An 18,365-nucleotide genomic window follows, 5' to 3' on the forward strand; every position below is an offset into this window, starting at 1 on the left:
TCAGCCCGCCTTTGCCATCTGCATCAGGGTGACGCGCTGCTGGAGCCGGCGCTGCGCCTGGTCGACGACGACGGCGACGATGATGACGAGGCCCTTGATCACCATCTGCCAGAACGAGCTCACGCCCATCATCACCAGCCCGTCCGAAAGGATGCCAATGACGAAGGCGCCGACAATGGTGCCGCCGATCGTGCCGCGGCCGCCCGACATCGATGTGCCGCCAAGCACTGCCGCGGCGATGGCGTTGAGCTCAAAGCTCTCGCCCGTTGCCGGATGCGAGGCCATCAGCTCCGACGAGATGATCAGCCCGACGATCGCCGCGCAGAAGCCGGAGAACATGTAGACGAACATCTTGACCATGTTGACCCGCACGCCCGAGATGCGCGCTGCGCGCTCATTGCCGCCGACGGCGAAGATGTGGCGGCCGAGCGGGGTGTAGCGGGCGAGATAGGCCGCCCCCAGCGCCACCACGATCAGGATCCAGATCGAGACCGGCAGGCCGAGCAGCCGGCCGGCGCCCAGGAAGCCGAAACCGGTGGTGCCCAGTTCCGGTTTGCCGACGAGATTGGGGAAAGTGCGGCCGTCGGAGGAAAGCAGCGCGAAGCCGCGCGCCACATAGAGCACGCCCAGCGTGGCGATGAAGGGCGCGACATTGAGCCTGGTGATCAGCAGCCCGTTGACGGCGCCGATCAGCATGCCGACCGCGAGCGTGATCAGGGCGATCTCGACGACGTTGAAATAGATGGTGTAGCCGATCTGCAGGTCGATGCCGTTGAGCACGAGATAGCCGGCCACCATGCCGCACAGGCCGACGATCGAGCCGACCGAAAGGTCGATGCCGCCGGTAATGATGACGAAGGTCATGCCCATGGCGAGGAAGGCGTTGAGCGCCACGTGCTTGGCCATCAGGATCAGATTGGCGGCCGACAGGAAGTTCGGCGCCGCGATCGAGAAGAACACCAGCACGGCGATCAGCGCGATGAAGGTTCTGAGCTTCATCAGCGTCAGCAGCGCCGAGCCGCTGGAGGCGGAGGAAGCGGCCGCCTTGGCCGGAATGTCAGTCATCAGCGTTGCTCCCCATGTGCCGCCGGTCCGTGGCCCAGCGCGGACGCGGCGACGATCGCCGTCTCCGTCGCTTCGGCGCGGTCGAACATGCCGGTCAATCTGCCATTGCTCATCACCGCGATGCGGTCGGACAGCGCCATCACCTCATCGAGGTCGGAGGTGGCGAACAGGATGCCCAGCCCGTCGCGCGAAAGCTTGCGCATGGTGCGGAAGACATCGGCCTTGGCGCCGACATCGATGCCGCGGCTGGGCTCGTCCATCAGAAGCACTTTCGGCCCGGTGAGCAGCGCCTTGCCGATCACCACCTTCTGCTGGTTGCCGCCCGACAGCGACGAGACTTCCTGGGCCGGGTCGGCGACCTTGATTGCGAGTTCCCGCACCATCTGCACCACGGCCTCCCGCTCGGCGCCGCCTCGGATATGGAACAGGCGCACGAAGCGCGACAGGCTGGCCATCGTCAAATTGCTGGCAACCGAGAGGATCGACACCAGGCCCTCGCGCTGGCGGTCCTCGGGGATCAAGGCCAGCCCGCGCTGGATGCGGCGCGTCGTGTCGCGCTCCTTCACCTGCTTTCCGGCGATGAAGATCTTGCCGCTGGCATGGCCGTGACGGCCCATGATGCAGTCGAACAGCTCGCTGCGCCCCGCACCCATCAGCCCGTATATGCCGAGAATCTCGCCGGCGCGCAGCGACAGCGAGACGTGGTCGACCGCCAGCCCGCCGGTGACGCGCGGCAGGCAGATCTCCTCGGCGCGAAAGATTTCCGCGCCCGGCACGTGGCCGTCGGCCTTGGCGAAGTCCTTTGCGTCCGAGCCGATCATCTGCCGCACGATCCACTGCGTATCGACGTTTTTCATCTCCTCCTGGCCGGTGATGCGGCCGTCGCGCAGCACGGTGATGTAGTCGCCGATGCGGATCAGTTCCTCCAGCCGGTGCGAGATGTAGACGATGGCGACGCCGCGCGCCTTGAGGTCGGCGATCACCTTGAACAGGATCTCGACTTCGGCGGCGCTCAGCGCCGAGGTCGGCTCGTCCATGATGAGGATCTTGGCGTCGAGCGAAACCGCCTTGGCGATCTCGACCAGTTGCTGCTGGCCGATGCGCAGATCCTCGACCAGCATGTCGGGCCGGATGCCGGCTTCCAGCCGCTCCAGGAATTCGCCGGCCCGCCGCTCCTGCTCCTTGCGGTCGATCTTGCGGAAGCGGTTGGTGATCTCGCGCGTGGCGAAGATGTTCTCGGCGACCGACAGATTGCCGAACAGGTTCAGCTCCTGGAACACCATGCCGATGCCGCGGTCGACCGCGTCTCCCGACGACGAGAACGAGACCTCTTCGCCTTCGAGCAGGATGCGCCCTACTGTCGGCTGCTCGACGCCGGCGATGATCTTCATCAGCGTCGACTTGCCGGCGCCGTTTTCGCCGACCAGAACGTTGACCGCGCCCCTGCGCACCTCGAAATTCGCCTGCTTGACCGCGACCGTGCCGGCATAGACTTTCGAGACATCCTCCAGCTTGAGGATGACGTCATGGCCATTCGTCTGGCTCATGGCTTCGGCCCGATCTCGGCCTCCGCCGGCGTCACCAGCGGCAGGTCCTGGCCGCCTTCGATCGTATAGGCGCCGAGCACCTTGGCGGTGCGGCCTTCCAGCGCCTCGCGCGGCAGCTTGGCGAGCACCGTCTTGCCGGCATGGGCGTTGAAAGCCTTGCCGAACTGGGCGAAGTCGATCTGGTTGGTGAAATCGTTGAACTGCACGAAGTCGAGGCTGTCGCGCAGCGCCGTGCCGCGCATGGCCGGCCCGATCTGGACGCGTGCGTCCGCCTTGCCGTCACCGTCGACGTCGACATCGATGGTGGCCGCGCGCGACTGCGTGTTGGCGGCGACGATCTTGCCTTCGACGCGGACCGCGAAGGTCCATGGCGAATTCGCCTGCTTCTTCGGATTGCCGTATTTGGCGCCGGCCGCCGCCGGATCGGTCTTTGCCAGCGCATGGACCTCGGCGAACGGTCCAGCCTTCTGCTGCAGGTAGGGGATGACTTTCGCCGCCCAGATGTCCTCGACCATCTTGTCGGGGTTGAAGGCAGAAGCATTGCCGTCGCCTTGCGCCGATGGCGTCGGCAGGATCTTGCAGGCGCTGAGTGCGATGCCGGCGGTCAGGGCAAGGATCGGCCAACTCGGCTTTTTCTGCATGGCGGTCGAGGCATCCTGGTGAAAAGGAGCGAGGGACGAACCTCGGTTCGCCCCCCGCTGTTCGCGTTGCGCCGGCTCAGTTCTTGAGCGCGAAGGTTTCCAGCTTGGCGGCATTGTCGCCATTGATGAGCACGCAGTCCATCAGCTGCTTTTCCTTCTCGGGCGACTTCTTGTTCTTGATGAAGTCGTTGGCCTGTTCGACCGCCATCTGCGCCTGGGCATAGGCAGGTTGCAGCACCGTCGCCTTGATGCCGCCCGAGGTGATGGAATCGCGCACGTCGTTCGATCCGTCGAAGCCGACGACGATGACGTCCTTGCGGCCGGCCGCGGCAAGCGCCGCATAGGCGCCCATCGCCATGGTGTCGTTGCCGGAGATGACGCCCTTGATGTCGGGATTGGCCTGCAGGATCGATTCCATCTTGGAATAGGCCTCGGTCTGGCTCCAGTTGGCCGACTGCTGCGCCACCATCTTCAGGTCCGGATAGTCGTCGATGACGTCGTGATAGCCCTTGGAACGGATGCCGGCATTGGTGTCGGATTCCTTGCCGACCAGCTCGACGAAATTGCCCTTCTCGCCCATCAGCTTGACGAATTCCTGCGCGCCGAGCTGGGCGCCCTGGTAATTGTTGGAGACGATCTGCGCCACCGCGACGCCGGTGGCGTTGATCTCGCGATCGATGAGGAAGGAGGGGACGCCGGCGTCCTTGGCCTTCTGCACGGCGGCGACGGTGGCGTCGGCGCCGGCATTGTCGAGGATGATCGCCTTTGCGCCGCGGCCGATCGCGGTGTCGATCAGCTCGGACTGCTTATTGGCGTCGTCGTCATGGACCAGCACCAGCGCCTCGTAGCCCAGTTCCTTGGCCTTGGCTTCGGCGCCGACGGCTTCCGCCTTGAAGAACGGATTGTCGTGCGATGGGGTGATGATGGCGATGAGATCCGCCGCGTAGGCGGGCATCGCCGTGCCGAGTGCCAGCACGCCGGCGAAGGCGGCAAGCGTCATTCTGTGTGTTAGTTTCATGAAGTCCTCCCGTTGAAACCCATGCCTCGATCGTTTCGAGGCCGCTGTCTGCAATTGAACCCGTCAGGCAGTGCCGGCAGCGCGCCGCCCGGATTTCAGAGCCGATCGCCGGCTGTCATCCGGACTGCTCCCCACTCCGCTCCCGCCGTCTCCACTCGCATCCACTTCAAACTTCCAGGGAAGCATGACCGATGCGAGTCCAGGAACAGCTAAAGCCAACTGGTATGATGAGTCAACCACTAATTCAGGTGATCTGTATCCAAGCGGTCAGCCGACTCGGGCCTCTCAGGTAATCCGCTGGATGCTGGCTGCGATCTCTTCCGGTTCGAAGACCCGCTTCCAGTCGTCGCGCATCAGCACCGGCTTGCCGAATTCGATGGCCTTGTTGCAGGCGTCGGAGAAGACGCCCTTGGTTTCGCCGAAGATCACGGCGCCGAGCACATTCATGTGGCCGAGCAGGAAATCCAGGGCCGCCTGCTGGTCGACGCCGCGCGCCACGACCTCGTCGACCGCTTCCTTCATGACCACCAGCAGCGAGGCGCACACGGTCTCCGAAAGGCCGGGCTCGAGCAGCGCCATCTGCTCGACGGAAACGCGGTGCGAGCGCATCACCGGCGCCCAGATGATCTTGGCGATGGCCTCGCCCTTGGCGTAGTCCGCTTCCGGTCCCTGCATCAGTGCGCTGACCATGTGCTGCTTGGCCTTGACGCCGCCGAAATAATCCTTCTTGGCCGCCATGTCGGTTTCGTCGTTGAAGATCGGCGGATGGCAGGGGTGAGTGACGAAGTACGTCAGGTCGGGACGATCAGGCAAATGGCCGGCAAACGGCGCCGCGGCGTCGAGAACGATCACCATCGTGCCCGGCGCAAGCTTGCTTTCGATGCTTGCCGCGACCTTGCCGATATGGGTGTCCGGAACCGCCAGGATCACCACCTCGGCGCCTTCCAGCGCCTCGTCGGCACTGACGGTATCGAAGCCCAGCCCGGTCTTCAGCCGCTCGCGCCCGGCCTCGCTGACCTCCACATGGCGGATCGTATAGGGCGAGCCGCGGAAATTGGTCGAAAGGCGGTAGCCCATTTTGCCGCCGGCACCGAACAGCGCGATCGTCGTCATCTAGCCTTGCTCCTAAATATTGAACGATGGTCTCGCCAATCGTCACCTTATATACTGGTATGATCACTCTACCATCTTGGCAAGAGAAATCATCCCTGCTTTGTCACTGCGGCCTGATTGCCGCAGCGCCCGCTCCGGGTTTCGCCGCGCCGTCGCCGCCTGCGTTCTCGAGGGCGGTGGGATCGACGGCGGCGCGCCGCGACAGCACCTGCCGGCCGGCCAGCGCCAGCACGAAAATGACGACGATGCCCTGGACGATGTCCTGCGCGCCGGGCGGCAGGCCGATGATCTGCATGGTGGTGACGATGAGGATCAAAAGGATGCTGGCGAACAGCGTGCCGAGCGCCGTTGCGGAGCCGCCGAAGATCAGCGTCCCGCCCAGCACCACCGCGGCGATGGATTGCAGGAGATAGGGCTGGCCCATTTCGAGGAAGGCGCCGCCGATATAGGCGCCCAGCAGCAGCCCGTTGAGCGAGGCCAGCACCGAGGAGATGATGAACGCCGAGGCGATGACCCGGTTGTTGCGGATCGCCGCCAGCCGCGCCGCCGCGCGGTTCTGGCCGACTGCCGAGAGCAGTTGCCCGTAAACGGTATAGCGTAGCACGAACGACGTTGCGGCGACGCCCAGGATGGCGATGACTGCCATGATCGGCACGCCCGCGACGCGGCCCGTCGCCAGCGTCTTCAACAGCGGACTGATGGCGAAGCCCGATATCGCGCGGTTCGACAGCAGCGTAGCGGTCGCCAGCACATAGCCCGTCGCCAGCGTGGCGATGATGGCCGGTATGTTCAGCCCGACGACGAGCAGCGCGTTGAGGGCGCCGACCGCAAGGCCGAGCAGGATCGCGGCGCCGACGCCGACGGCGAGGTTGGCGTCCTGGCCCTTGATGGTCAGCAGCGCCAGGAAGGCGCTGAGCGTGATCACCGAGGCCACGGAGAGGTCGATATTGCCGCGCCCGGTGGTGACGACGAACATCTGGCCGATGCCGACGACCGTGAGGAACGAGGCCGACAGAATGATGCCGGACAGGCTTGAGAGGCTGAACCGGTTGGTGACGATGGACAACACCAGCCAGAGCAGCAGCACCCCGATCGCGGACCAGATCCAGCGGTTTTTCTGCGCCCAAGGGCTGAAGGCGGCAAGCGCGTTCATTGTTCGCTCCTGCGGTCCGCGGTCAGGCTGCGCAAGGTCAGCAGGGCGATGAGGATCAGTCCCTGCGTGGCTGCGTTGAAGTCGCTGCTCACGCTCAGCGTGCCGAGCAGGGCGCCGATCAGCGCCAGCGTGACCGCGCCGGCGACGGCGCCGACCGGCGAGATGACGCCGCCCAGCAGCGAACAGCCGCCCATCACCACGGCGGCGACACTGAGCAGCGTGAACGAATTACCGGAATTGATGTCGCTCGCCGTGTTGATCGCCGTCAGCGACAGGCCGGCGGCGGCGGCGAACAGCCCGGCGACGAGGTAGCGCACCAGCGCGTAGCGCGTCGGCGACCAGCCGGAACGGATCATCGCGGTCGGATTGTTGCCGAAACCGCGCAGCACCACACCGAGGGGCAGCCGGTCGATCACGAACACCACGACTGCCACCGCGGCGATAAGGATGATCGAGGTTGGCACGAAGCCAAGCGACCAGTTGAACATCGCCGATAGCCATTCGGGGCTGGCGCCGCCCGGCGTCGGCTGCAGCGCATAGCCTATCCCGACCCAGATGAAGGAGGCGCCCAGCGTCACGACGATGGCCGGGATCTTGCGCGCCTGAATCAGGCCGCCGAGCCCGGCATAGGCGGCGATCGCCGCCGCCAGCGCCAGCGCGCCGAGCCACGGCTGGTCGTAGAGCAGCGTGGCGCTGAGCACGCTGACGAGCCCCGCGAACGCGCCGACGCCGAGGTCGATCTCGCTGCCGCCGACGATGAACATCTGCGCCGCGGTCACCAGCACCAGCGACAGCGCCGGCATAAGCAAGAGATCGAGCCCGAAAATGGAGGCGACCGCCGGATTGGCCGAGATCATCACGGCCAGTACGGCGGCGAGGCCGATGAAGGGGGCAGCGTTCACCAGCCGGCGGGCAAGCCCGGCGCCGGCAGCGCCGCTGCGCGCGACGCCGGCGGCTTTGTCCGCCTGCTGGGCAAAGGACGCTCCAACGATGGCCGATTCCGTGATCGCCTCGCCAGCCAGTTCCTTGACGATGCGGCCGCCGGAAAACACCAGCACGCGATCGCAGGCCAGGAGTTCGGCATCTTCGGTCGTGTGCCAGATGAGCGTGCGCCCGCCTCGCGCAATGCCGTTGCAGAGGCGGTAGAAATCCTGCTTGGTGGCGATGTCGACGCCGCGCGTCGGATCGTCGAGCAGGACGATCGGCGTGTCGGCGACCAGCGCCCGGGCGACCAGCGCCTTCTGCTGGTTGCCGCCGCTGAGCTCCAATATGTTGGATCCGAAGCGGGTTTCGTCGAGCCGCAGCCGGCCGGCGGCATCGGCCGCTGCCGCGCGGTTGGCGCGGTCCGACACCAAGCCCAGCGCCGGGCGACGCGCCAGGGCGCCGATGCTGATATTGCCCAGCACGCTCCACAAGGGGAACACGCCTTCCTTCTGGCGGTCGCCCGCGATGAAACCGGCTTCACCGTTTCTGACGACGGCCGCATCCGTTCCGGAACCGGGCTTGAAGATTGCGTGCAGCAACTCTTTCTGGCCGCTGCCCTCGAGGCCTGCCAGCCCGATGATCTCACCGCGGCCGATCTCTATGTCGCGGCCGAGTTCAGCGGTCAGGAACCCGGACAGTCGCACCAGCGCTTCGCGGCTGCCGGTGGCGGCGGTACCGTGCTGGTGGATCGAATTGGCGTCGCCTCCCATGAGTTGCACCAGCCTGCCGATCGACGTCTCGGCCACATCGCCGCGCCAGGCCGTGCGTCCATTGCGCAGCACCACCACCTGGGTGGCGATGTCGATGATTTCCTGAAGCTTGTGGCTGATGAAGATGAAGGCGAGGCCGGATTTGGCGCGCTCGCGGATGAAGGCCCGCAACTGTCTCGATCGATCGAGATCGAGCGAGGAGGTCGGCTCGTCAAGAATGATCAGCTTGACGCCGGGTGTCGCGGCGGCCCGTGCAATCTCGACCATTTGCCGTTCGGCGATGGAGAGGTGGCCGACTTCGGCATTCACATCGATGCCGTTTGCGGGAAAGACGGCGTCCAGCGCCGAGCGGGCGCGCGCCCTGTAGAGTGCCCGCCAGCCCGGCCGGTTGGCGGCATCCGCCGGAATTTCCAGGAAGAAGTTTTCGGCCACCGAGAGGTTGGCGCACAGCGACAATTCCTGGTGCACCATGCGGATGCCGCGGCGCTGTGCCTCCGCCGTGTCGTAGCCGGCGAAGCCGATATTCTGGCCGGCAAACGAAATCGAGCCCAGGGTCGGCCACATCGCCCCGCAGAGGATGCGCATCAGCGTCGATTTGCCGGCGCCGTTGCCGCCGACCAGCCCGATGATCTCGCCGGCGGAGACGGCGAGGTCGATCTCTATATTCGCCAGCGTCGGTCCGAAGCTCTTGGTGATCCCGGAAAGCGAAACAACGCTCTGCCGGGTCGGATCGGCGAGCACCGCGGCGGCTGCGCCTTCCGGGGCGGCTACGGCGAGATGGGACATTCGTCCTCCGTTTCTTCACGGGCAGGGACCGGGCGCGGCCGTTCCGCGGCGCCCGGTCCCTGGCGTTGCCAACCTTACTTGCTCAGTAGGTTCTGCTTGACCCAGTCGAGCGAATAGCTGGGGCTGATGATCTGGCCGCCCGGCAGCTTTGCGTATTCCTTGAGGTTGCCGGCATCGACGGTGGCCACCGGCATGATCATCACTTTGGGTGCCTTGGCGCCCTTCAGCAGCGACAGGCCGAGCCAGAACGCGGCGCCGCCAATGCCTGGTGTGGTGTTCATCGAGATCGTCTGGTAGCCGTTCTTGGCGTTCTCCTCGGCCCACCATTTGACGAAGTCGGTGCCGCCGCCGCCTTCGATGATCGGCATCTTGCCGGCATAGTCGCCGCCATACTGGACGAACGCCTGGGCGATGCCGACATCGTCGCTGCCGCCCTGTGCGAGCACGGCGTCGACATGCGGCAGCGAGGGCAGCACGTTGGCGATGGCCGCCTGTGCGACCGACGCGGTCGCCTGGCCGTAGACCGTGGCGACGACCTTGATATCGGGATATTTGGCCAGTACCGACTGTTGCGCGTTGAACATGTCGTTGTCGGGCGCCGAACCCTTGACGCCGCGCACCTGGATGACGTTGCCTTTGCCGCCGATCATCTTGAAGACGGCCTCGGCCTGGGCTGCCTTGTAGCCCTTGAAGTCGAAGTTGAGCTGGTAGTTGCAGGGCGCCGAAGCGACCGAATCGAACGAAACGACGATGATGCCGGCCTTGCAGGCTTTTTCGATGATCCCGTTGACCGCGGTTTCCGAGGCGGCGTCGACAGCGAGCACGTCGACCTTCTTGAGGATCAGTTCGGCGATCTGGCTGTTCTGCTGCGCCACCGAGCCGTCGCCGTTCATGACGATGTAGTCGGCGATCTGACCGGCCGCCTTGGCCTCCTTGGCCGAGGCTTCGAAAGCCTCCACCATCTGGTGCCGCCACGTGTTGCCATAATAGGCGTTGGCGAGCGCGATCACCGGCGCATCCGGTGACGCCATTGCCGGCACAGCCGAGACGCTGACCAGCACGGCGCCGGCGAGCGCCGCCACGGTTGAAAACTTCATGATATTTCCTCCCAAAAACACCGGCCGATAGGATCGGCCTTGCCATTTCGTTACAGCGTCCATCCAAAGACGCCATACCAGCTACATGTTATACCAGCATACCAAATAGGCAAGCGGGCACCGCAACCCAATCGCCGAAACCTCCTTTGGATTGTGGACGAGACGAAGCTCGGCCGTCGCTTCGTTCTTTCCTTGGCCAAACAGAGCCGGCCTGCCCCGGCAAGCGGTCCAAAGCCGGCCGTAGACGGACGTTAGGTCATCATATATGTAATGTCAATCGATCGCTCGACCCTTGTCTGCCGACACGACTCGGGATCGACTATGCCGCGAACACCCAGGGAGGGACGGATGGAGCCGGTCCAGAAAAAGAAATTGTATGTGGAGGTGCTTGACCGGCTGATGGCGGCAATCTCGACGTCCGAATTCCCGCCCGGCTCTCAATTGCCGTCGGAAAAGGAATTGATGACGATGATCGGCGTCGGCCGGCCCTCGATCCGGGAAGCGATGCTGTCGCTCCAGCAGATGGGGCTTATCAGGATCTCGCACGGAGAACGCGCCCGCGTCATCAATCCGACGCCCGATGTGATCGTCGATCAGGTCTCCGCGGCCATGGTCATGATGCTGGCGACGAACTCTCGCGGGCTCGAAGAACTCAAGGAAGTCAGGCTCTTGCTGGAAACGGGCCTGGTTCGGATAGCCACGCGGCGCGCCACGGCCAAGAGTCTGGAACGCCTCGCGGAGACCTTGCGTCATTTGCGCGAGGCAAAGGGCGACCAGGCCCGGTTCGTGGCGGCCGACATGGAGTTCCACGCCGTCATTGCGGAGATGAGCGGCAATTCGATGATAGCGGCGGTGGCGAAGGGAATGCTCGAATGGCTGTCCCGTTTCAAACGGGATCTGGTGGCGATGAAAGGCGCCGAGCGGCTGACCGTCGAAGAGCACGAGCGGATCTACAAGGCGATCGCCAGTGGTGATGCGGAAGGTGCGAGCGCCGCAATGGCTGACCACATCGGCCGCGCCAACGAACTCTATTCCAAACTGGCCGGCGGCGGAGCCGGCTGAGCGGTCGGCGAATTTTTTTGCCTGGGAAAACTCATCTGATGACATGATATCTTTTTGGTGCTAACGGTCGCTCCATGAACATCATTCCAGCCGGGAAGCCTGCATTGTCCGGTCGCCTCCGCGCCACCTATCTGATCGAAACCCGCTACCCGCTGGAGGTTGCCGCGGCTGCAATGGCGGGCGAACAATCAAGCGGGACGTTCCGTGCCATACCCGGGGAAACGCCGGAGCTGCTGCGCAGGTTCGGAGCCCGCGTCGATTTCATCAGCGATGTTGCCGAGGTCGACAGCGAGGCGTTGCCGTTCTCACGCTCGCCAAAAAATGCGACCGTGAGGCCGCGCCGGGCCAAGGTGGGCCTTTCCTGGAACATCGAGAATACGGGGACAGTGCTGGCTTCGGTCTGGTCGACGGTTCTCGGAAATCTGTTTGAGCTGCATCATTTTTCGGCCATGCGTCTCCTCGACGTTACCTTTCCCGATGCCTTCGCGGATGCCCATCCAGGGCCGGCCTTCGCCGTCGAGGGAACGCGTCGCCTGACGAGCGTCGAAGGGCGTCCGCTGATCGGCACCATCGTCAAGCCGAGCGTTGGTCTTAGCCCGCAGGAGACGGCGGCCCTGGCCGACACGCTGATTGCCGCGGGTCTTGATTTCATCAAGGACGACGAATTGATGGGAGACCCTCCGCATTCGCCGTTCGAACACCGGTTCGAAGCGGTCATGGCGGTGATAGACAGGCACGCCGACAGGACCGGGCGCAAGGTCATGTATGCCGCCAACATTTCCGGTGACATCGACGCCATGCGTCGCCAGCTGGATCTGATCGAGCGCCGTGGCGGGACCTGCGCCATGCTGGTCCTGAATTCCGTCGGCCTGTCCGCCGTCATCGAGATGCGCCGCCACTCCGCCGTTGCGCTGCACGGCCATCGGGCCGGCTGGGGCCTCTTCAGCCGCTCTCCCGATCTCGGCATGAGCTATCTCGCCTATCAGAAATTCTGGCGCCTGGCGGGCATCGACCACATGCACGTCAACGGGTTGTCCAACAAGTTCTGCGAGCCGGACGAGTCGGTGATGGCGTCGGCCCATGGCTGTCTCACCCCGATGTTCGAACGGGCTGGCCGTCCCGATACCGTCATGCCGGTGTTTTCGTCTGGACAGAGCGCTGTGCAGGCAGCCGAGACCTATACGAGGCTCGGCTCGGACGATTTCATCTACTGCTGCGGCGGCGGGATCATGGCGCATCCAGGCGGGCCGGCCGCCGGCGTCCGAAGCCTGCATGATGCTTTCGAAGCCGCGGCGGCAGGCATTCCCGCACGCGACTACGCCGCCACGCATCCGGAGCTCGAAGCCGCGCTGCAAGCGTTCGGCTGAATCTGCGCCATCGGCGCGCCATCAAGGCAAATGGGAGAGAAGCAAATGACGACATCCGTGGCGGTGCTTGGAGCCGGAGGGAAGATGGGCTTCCGCGTGACACGCAAGCTGATCGAAGCGGGCTACGATGTCCGCGCCGTGGAGATCGGCGAGGCCGGCCGCAAGCGGCTGGGAGAAGCCGACATCGGCGCCGTCGCCATGGAGGAGGGCATTCCTGGCGCCAAGGTCGTGGTGATGGCTCTGCCGGACAATATCATCGGCCAGGTGGCGCGGCAGATCTCGCCGATGCTTGCCGCGGGCACCATGATCCTCATTCTGGATGCGGCAGCGCCCTATGCCGGCGACTTGCCCGCGGATCGGCCGGATCTCACCTATTTCGTCGGCCATCCCTGCCATCCGCCGCTGTTCGGCGACGAGACGGAGTGGGCCGCGCGTCGCGATTACCATGGCGGCATCGCCAGGCAATCGATCGTGTGTGCCCTGATGCAAGGTCCGGAAGAGCACTATGCGCTTGGCGAGCAAGTGTGCAAGGCCATGTGGTCGCCGATCATCGACAGCCATCGCGTCACGGTCGAGCAACTGGCGATCCTGGAGCCGGGCCTGTCCGAAATGGTGGCCATGCCCTTCGTCGACACCATGGTCGAGGCCGTCGAGGAGTGTGAGCGCAAATATGGCATTCCCAGACAGGCCGCGATGGACTTCCTGATAGGCCATCTGAACGTCGAGATCGCCATGTGGTTCGGCTTCTCTCCGAAAGTGCCGTCCGATGCGGCGCTGCGCCTGATGCGGTTCGCCAAGGGGGTCGTGGTCCGGGACGACTGGCGCGAAGCGCTGTCTCCGGCCAAGGTGAAGGAAGCCTCGGAATTGATCGTCTACGGCAAGGGAGCCTGAGCCCTGCCTTCGCCGCGCCGGACCGTCTCGGTATCGACCGCGCTCTTCGATGGCTATTCCATGGAATTGGCCCTCGAGGAGATTGCAGCGGCCGGCGCCCTCCATGTCGAGCCGGCCTTCATCCGTGGTTATGTCGATTTCGATGAAAGCATGTTTGCGGCTGCGCAGGCCGCGAAGCTGCGCCGGGCAGCGGAACATGCCGGGCTGGGGATCAATGCCGTATCGGCTCATCTCGACCTCTCCGGAGCCGATGCCGTCGACGCCTTGTCCCGCCGCATCGGCTTTGCCGCCGGTCTTGGTGCGTCCTTCCTGATCACCAATGCCGGCCCGGCGAGAAACAGCGCGGCGATCCGCAAAACGATCGACGCCCTCCTGCCGAAGCTGGAGGAAGCCGGCATCGTTCTGGCACTCGAGAACCCCGGGCACGGCCAAGGCGATCTGCTCGGCGGCGCCCGGCTGGGGGCAGGCTTCATCCGCGACATCGGCTCGCGACATGTGCGCCTGAACCACGATGCTGGAAATGTCTTTACCTACAGCAACGAAGCGATGCAGCCGGCGCCAGATATCGCTGATGCCATCGAGGCGATTGGGCATGCCCATCTGAAGGATGTCGCGAGCACCGGCGAGGGATGGGCGTTTTGTGCCATCGGCGACGGCTCGATCGGCTACGGACCGTACTGGGCAGCGCTTCCCGCGACGCTGCCGGTCAGCATCGAACTGCCATTGCGGCTGCAGCGCCCGCAGCGCCGCGATCCCCAGCGGCGAAGCACGCCGGTGGATATCGCCACCATTCGTCGCGCGCTGCGGCGTTCACTGGATTTCGTCAACTCGCTGGAGATCGCAAAGAGCAGCACCTTCTGAACCGCGAAAGGTGGTTCCTGGCCCTTGCGAGAGCCGACTATCCCCGCTCCGGGAACATTGCCTTCAGCCCGTCGCGCGAGGCCTTGGCGACGCCGCGCTCGGTGATCAGACCGGTGACCAGCCGCGCCGGCGTCACGTCGAAGGCGGGGTTTGCCGCGGGCGTCGCTTCCGGCGAGACGCGCACCTGGGCGATCTCGCCGCTCGCGGTCTTGCCCCACACCAGCGAAACCTCGTCGCCGGAGCGTTCCTCGATCGGGATTTCGGCAAGTCCGTCGCCCACCGTCCAGTCGATGGTCGGCGAAGGCAGCGCAACGTAGAACGGCACGTCATTGTCGGAGGCGGCGAGCGCCTTCAGATAGGTGCCGATCTTGTTGCAGACGTCGCCGTCGGCGGTGGTGCGATCGGTGCCGACAATGACCATGTCGATTGCGCCGCGCTGCATCAGGTGGCCGCCGGCATTGTCGACGATCAGCGTGTGCGGCACGCCGTGGCCGGCCATCTCCCAGGCCGTCAGCTGGGCGCCCTGGTTGCGCGGCCGCGTCTCGTCGACATAGACATGGACCGGAATGCCGGCCTCCGTTGCCAGGTAGATCGGCGCGGTGGCGGTGCCGTAATCGACGGTGGCCAGCCATCCGGCGTTGCAATGCGTCAGGATGTTGACGGCTTCGCCCGGCTTTTTGCGCGCAGCGATGTCCTTGATGATGGCGAGACCGTTCTCGCCGATGGCGCGGTTGAGCCCGACATCCTCGTCGGCGATCTCGCTGGCGCGCCGATAGGCGGCTGCGGCGCGTTGTTCCGTCGGCAGCGGCCGCAGGAACCGCCGCATCTCATCCAGAGCCCAGCGCAGATTGATCGCCGTCGGACGCGTCTCGTGGAGCGTCTCCCAGACGGCATCGAGCGCGGCATCCGACGAATCGTCCGCCATCTGCATGGCGACGCCATAGGCAGCGGTCACACCGATCAGCGGCGCGCCGCGCACCCACATGTCGCGGATGGCGGTGGCGACGCCGTTAACGGTATCGACCTTCACGATACGGAAGTCATGCGGCAGCCAGCGCTGGTCGATGATCTCCACCGAGCGCCCATCGTCGCTCAGCCAGATAGTGCGATAGTGGCGCTCGCCGACGTTCAAATGCGGTTCTCCTGTTCGATCAGCGTGGCGAGGTTGTTGACCTCGTCGATGCTGTGGATATGACGCCTGTTGACGGCGATGTGGCGGCCGAACTTCAGCGCCCTCGCTTCACATGTGGCGCGCAGGTCTTCGTCGGCAATGGTCTCGAAATCGGCATTGTGGGCGAGGCCGAGTATGCGCCGGTGCACCTCGATGCCGGCAAAGCCGAGCAGGTCGTCCCAGATCCGGTGCAGCACATGGTCGAGCGCCTGCTCGGCGCCGAGCCTGTCGCCCTGATCCTCGAACAGGCTCTTCTGGTAGAGCATGCCGTTGCGCTCCGTGCGCCACAGATGCGAGAACTCGGCGCGGAACACCGACCACGTCTGCGCTGTGACATCGAGCAGATAGGCGCGCATGGCGTCGCGCTTGCCGTTCTGCTCATGGCCTCGCTGCGAAAAGAAGGCCATCCAGAAGTTGGCGAGCAGCATGCCGACGTCGAAAGCCATTGGCCCGTAGAAGGCGAACTCTGGGTCGATCATCCTGGTCTCTGTATCGGTGACCATGATCGAGCCGGAATGCAGATCACCATGCAGCAATGTCTCTGCATTGGCGGCGAACAGATGTTTCAGGCGCTGCGCTTCCACCTTGAGGTCGCGGTCGACGCGCAACTCGGCAACCAAGGCGTCGAGCTGCGGCGAGGTGTGGCGGTTTAGCTTGGCGTCGAAATAAGGATCGGAAAACACCAGGTTCTCGGTGATGTCGCACAGCTCGACATTGTCCGCAAACAGCGCCAGATCCGCCTTGCGATCCCTGGTCACCATCGAGAAATCGGAGCCACGAAACAGGGTGCGGGCCATGAACAGCCCGATATCCCTGGCGATGTTGGGTAATTGCCGGCCCTCGATCAGCGCCCGCCGCAAAATGATGTGCGGCGACAGATACTCCATGATGATCAGCGCCTGGGTCTCGTCGAAATGGTAGATGACCGGCACCGAGCCCGGCGCGCGCGCCTCTTGCCGCGTCAGCGCGTGATATTCGAAGAAGGAACGCTTCAGCGGCAGCGGCCAGCTGTCGCCGACCAGCCGGACGTAGGGCAGGGCCTGCTTGACCACCGCCGCGCCCTGGTCGCCCTCGACGATGAAGACGAGATTCAGGTTGCCGTCGCCGACCTCGCGCACCTTCCAGCGGCTGGCGTCCTCGCCGATGCGCCGGGTGAGCGCCTCGTTAGTGCTGAGCCGCGTGGCGAGCGTCTCCACCGACAGTGGCTCGAACGGCGTCTTTCCGGTCATCCTCACCTCTCCTGCTCGTCCCTCAATAATAGCGGAGCCACGGCGGCGGGGCCAAGCTAGGGAGCGCTCTGGCAATTGTCAATCGTGTTGACAATTGCCGATGCAGCCCATAGCGTCACCGTCAGGGAGGAACGCATGGTCGGCAATGCCGTGTTCCGCGTAGAGGGACTGAGGAAATCCTTTGGCCGCAACGAGGTGCTTGGCGGCGTCTCGCTCGAACTCCATGCCGGCGAAGTGACCGTGCTGATGGGCGCCAACGGCGCCGGCAAATCCACCCTCGTCAAGATTGTCAGCGGCGTCTACGAACGCGATGGCGGCACCATGACCTTGGCCGGCCAGGATTTTGCGCCGGGAAGGCCGGCGGAAGCGATCCATGCGGGCGTCGTCACCGTTCACCAGAACATCAATGACGGTGTCGTTGCCGATCTTGACGTGGCCACGAACCTGACATTGGACAGGCTGAGCGGCAAAGGCGCACCGATCCTGTTCAATCCGGTCCGTGTGCGTCGCGAGGCCAAGGCCGTTGCCGACCGCATGGACCTGGCGATCGACTTGAAGGCGCGCGTCAGCGATCTCTCGCTGGCCGATCGCCAGATGGTGGCGATTGCCCGCGCGCTGGCACATCAGCCGAAAGTGCTGATCCTCGACGAACCGACCTCATCGCTGTCGAGCGCCGAAGCCGATCGGCTTTTTGCGCTGGTCGACAGGCTGCGCGCGCAAGGCGTGGCGATCCTCTACATCTCGCACCGGATGTCCGATATCAGGCGGCTTGCCGACCGTATTGTCTCGATGCGCGACGGCGCCGTGTCCGGCGTTTTCGACAAGAAGCCGCTCGACTACGAAGGCGCGGTCAATGCCATGCTCGGCCGCAAGATCCACCTCGACCAGATCGTCGCCAGGCATTCGGCCCGGGCGGTGCTAACCGTCGAGGGCCTGCGTATCGCCCCGGGCGCCAGGCCGATATCGCTGACGCTTGGTGACGGCGAGGTCGTCGCCGTCACCGGACTGGTCGGTGTCGGCAAGACAGCGCTTGCCGAGACGCTGTTCGGCGTGCGCAGGCCTCTCGCCGGCACCATGACGATGAACGGCAAGCCCTACGCGCCGCGCTCGGCCGGCGATGCGATCGCCGCCGGCGTCTTCCTCGTCGCCAAGGATCGCGCCACCAGCGGCATCGTCGGCGGCTTCAACATCGAGCGCAATGTCAGCCTGCCGTTCCTGAGGCGGATGTCGAACCTGGGCGTGCTCAAGCGCCGCCTGGAACGCGCCACGGCGCGCCGGCAGATCCAGGAATTGGGCATCGTCTGCCGCTCCGAGAAGGACGAAATGTCGGCATTGTCCGGTGGCAACCAGCAGAAGGTGATGGTCGCCCGCTGGATGGCGCAGGATGCAAGCCTGTTCATTCTCGACGAGCCGTTTCAGGGCGTCGACATCTCGGCCAGGCGCGACATCGCCGCCAAGCTGAGGGCAAGCGCCAATGGCCGCGCGACGCTTTTGTTCGTCACCGAACTCGACGAGGCGCTGGAGACGGCCGACCGTATCCTGGTGATGTCGGAGCAGACCATCGTCGGCGAACACCGCAACGCGGACATCGATCTCGATCGCCTGCTGGCCGAGGTGGCCGGCGGGCTGCCGTACCGCGCGGCTTGACCGGCTGGAATTGAAGAACTTGC

At 64.8% G+C, this 18,365-nt stretch carries 15 protein-coding genes; 5 read left to right on the top strand and 10 right to left on the bottom strand.

Going from position 1 to position 18,365, the window contains the following annotated elements; all coding sequences use genetic code 11:
* From LB551_RS13405 to LB551_RS13440, 8 genes are all read right to left on the bottom strand, one after another.
* A complete protein-coding gene (locus LB551_RS13405) occupies positions 1–1,065 on the bottom strand; it encodes an ABC transporter permease (RefSeq protein WP_140497803.1) in 1,065 nt (354 codons plus the stop codon).
* Positions 1,065–2,612 (bottom strand): sugar ABC transporter ATP-binding protein, encoded by a 1,548-nt coding sequence (locus LB551_RS13410; RefSeq protein ID WP_224659487.1) that lies wholly within the window; start codon positions 2,610–2,612, stop codon positions 1,065–1,067. Before LB551_RS13410 ends, LB551_RS13405 begins: the two co-directional genes overlap by 1 nt.
* Complete coding sequence (locus tag LB551_RS13415; RefSeq protein WP_224659488.1) at positions 2,609–3,253, bottom strand: DUF2291 family protein; 645 nt, start codon at positions 3,251–3,253, stop codon at positions 2,609–2,611. The genes LB551_RS13410 and LB551_RS13415 overlap by 4 nt, the downstream gene beginning before the upstream one ends.
* Before the next feature lie 76 nt (positions 3,254–3,329).
* The gene (locus tag LB551_RS13420; protein WP_224659489.1) at positions 3,330–4,271 is read right to left on the bottom strand and encodes a D-ribose ABC transporter substrate-binding protein; all 942 of its coding nucleotides are present in this window, start codon (positions 4,269–4,271) and stop codon (positions 3,330–3,332) included.
* Positions 4,272–4,556: 285 nt separating this feature from the next.
* Positions 4,557–5,384, bottom strand: a complete 828-nt coding sequence (locus LB551_RS13425) for a phosphogluconate dehydrogenase C-terminal domain-containing protein (RefSeq protein ID WP_140551164.1) — start codon at positions 5,382–5,384, stop codon at positions 4,557–4,559.
* A gap of 103 nt (positions 5,385–5,487) precedes the next feature.
* Positions 5,488–6,537, bottom strand: coding sequence for an ABC transporter permease (locus LB551_RS13430; RefSeq protein WP_224659490.1), 1,050 nt, complete (start codon positions 6,535–6,537; stop codon positions 5,488–5,490).
* Positions 6,534–9,017 (bottom strand): ATP-binding cassette domain-containing protein, encoded by a 2,484-nt coding sequence (locus LB551_RS13435; RefSeq protein WP_224659491.1) that lies wholly within the window; start codon positions 9,015–9,017, stop codon positions 6,534–6,536. The genes LB551_RS13430 and LB551_RS13435 overlap by 4 nt, the downstream gene beginning before the upstream one ends.
* A gap of 74 nt (positions 9,018–9,091) precedes the next feature.
* A complete protein-coding gene (locus LB551_RS13440) occupies positions 9,092–10,114 on the bottom strand; it encodes an ABC transporter substrate-binding protein (RefSeq protein WP_140551161.1) in 1,023 nt (340 codons plus the stop codon).
* A 348-nt stretch (positions 10,115–10,462) separates the two neighbouring features.
* Between LB551_RS13440 and nanR the strand changes: the two genes are divergently transcribed.
* The 4 genes from nanR (at position 10,463) to LB551_RS13460 (ending at position 14,295) form a co-directional block, all read left to right on the top strand.
* Positions 10,463–11,176: a transcriptional regulator NanR gene (nanR, locus tag LB551_RS13445; protein WP_140551160.1), complete on the top strand. Its 714-nt coding sequence runs from the start codon at positions 10,463–10,465 to the stop codon at positions 11,174–11,176.
* 74 nt (positions 11,177–11,250) lie between these two features.
* The gene (locus LB551_RS13450) at positions 11,251–12,543 is read left to right on the top strand and encodes a ribulose-bisphosphate carboxylase large subunit family protein (RefSeq protein WP_224659492.1); all 1,293 of its coding nucleotides are present in this window, start codon (positions 11,251–11,253) and stop codon (positions 12,541–12,543) included.
* Positions 12,544–12,588: 45 nt separating this feature from the next.
* Positions 12,589–13,434: a phosphogluconate dehydrogenase C-terminal domain-containing protein gene (locus LB551_RS13455; RefSeq protein WP_140551158.1), complete on the top strand. Its 846-nt coding sequence runs from the start codon at positions 12,589–12,591 to the stop codon at positions 13,432–13,434.
* Between the two features lie 60 nt (positions 13,435–13,494).
* A complete protein-coding gene (locus LB551_RS13460) occupies positions 13,495–14,295 on the top strand; it encodes a sugar phosphate isomerase/epimerase family protein (protein ID WP_224659493.1) in 801 nt (266 codons plus the stop codon).
* Between the two features lie 37 nt (positions 14,296–14,332).
* On the opposite strand, the gene mtnA is transcribed toward LB551_RS13460, so the two are convergent.
* Complete coding sequence (gene mtnA / locus LB551_RS13465; protein WP_224623462.1) at positions 14,333–15,427, bottom strand: S-methyl-5-thioribose-1-phosphate isomerase; 1,095 nt, start codon at positions 15,425–15,427, stop codon at positions 14,333–14,335.
* Entirely contained in the window at positions 15,424–16,695 is a 1,272-nt protein-coding gene (mtnK, locus tag LB551_RS13470; RefSeq protein WP_224659494.1) for an S-methyl-5-thioribose kinase, read from the bottom strand. The genes mtnA and mtnK overlap by 4 nt, the downstream gene beginning before the upstream one ends.
* 135 nt (positions 16,696–16,830) lie before the next feature.
* Between mtnK and LB551_RS13475 the strand changes: the two genes are divergently transcribed.
* Positions 16,831–18,342 carry a sugar ABC transporter ATP-binding protein gene (locus LB551_RS13475; protein ID WP_224659710.1) on the top strand — a complete coding sequence of 504 codons (1,512 nt, stop codon included), beginning with the start codon at positions 16,831–16,833 and terminating at the stop codon, positions 18,340–18,342.
* Positions 18,343–18,365: the final 23 nt, after the last annotated feature.

Origin of the sequence: Mesorhizobium sp. BR1-1-2 (assembly GCF_020165435.1) — a bacterium.
Classification (GTDB): Bacteria; Pseudomonadota; Alphaproteobacteria; order Rhizobiales; family Rhizobiaceae; genus Mesorhizobium.

Bases quoted from the DNA above. Each gene is read 5' to 3' on its own strand.
- LB551_RS13460 (WP_224659493.1), top strand. From the start codon at position 13,495: ATGGAATTGGCCCTCGAGGAGATTGCAGCGGCCGGCGCCCTCCATGTC.
- mtnK (WP_224659494.1), bottom strand. From the start codon at position 16,695: ATGACCGGAAAGACGCCGTTCGAGCCACTGTCGGTGGAGACGCTCGCC.
- LB551_RS13440 (WP_140551161.1), bottom strand. From the start codon at position 10,114: ATGAAGTTTTCAACCGTGGCGGCGCTCGCCGGCGCCGTGCTGGTCAGC.
- LB551_RS13410 (WP_224659487.1), bottom strand. From the start codon at position 2,612: ATGAGCCAGACGAATGGCCATGACGTCATCCTCAAGCTGGAGGATGTC.
- LB551_RS13450 (WP_224659492.1), top strand. From the start codon at position 11,251: ATGAACATCATTCCAGCCGGGAAGCCTGCATTGTCCGGTCGCCTCCGC.
- nanR (WP_140551160.1), top strand. From the start codon at position 10,463: ATGGAGCCGGTCCAGAAAAAGAAATTGTATGTGGAGGTGCTTGACCGG.
- LB551_RS13415 (WP_224659488.1), bottom strand. From the start codon at position 3,253: ATGCAGAAAAAGCCGAGTTGGCCGATCCTTGCCCTGACCGCCGGCATC.
- LB551_RS13405 (WP_140497803.1), bottom strand. From the start codon at position 1,065: ATGACTGACATTCCGGCCAAGGCGGCCGCTTCCTCCGCCTCCAGCGGC.
- LB551_RS13435 (WP_224659491.1), bottom strand. From the start codon at position 9,017: ATGTCCCATCTCGCCGTAGCCGCCCCGGAAGGCGCAGCCGCCGCGGTG.
- LB551_RS13455 (WP_140551158.1), top strand. From the start codon at position 12,589: ATGACGACATCCGTGGCGGTGCTTGGAGCCGGAGGGAAGATGGGCTTC.
- LB551_RS13420 (WP_224659489.1), bottom strand. From the start codon at position 4,271: ATGAAACTAACACACAGAATGACGCTTGCCGCCTTCGCCGGCGTGCTG.
- LB551_RS13425 (WP_140551164.1), bottom strand. From the start codon at position 5,384: ATGACGACGATCGCGCTGTTCGGTGCCGGCGGCAAAATGGGCTACCGC.
- LB551_RS13430 (WP_224659490.1), bottom strand. From the start codon at position 6,537: ATGAACGCGCTTGCCGCCTTCAGCCCTTGGGCGCAGAAAAACCGCTGG.
- LB551_RS13475 (WP_224659710.1), top strand. From the start codon at position 16,831: ATGGTCGGCAATGCCGTGTTCCGCGTAGAGGGACTGAGGAAATCCTTT.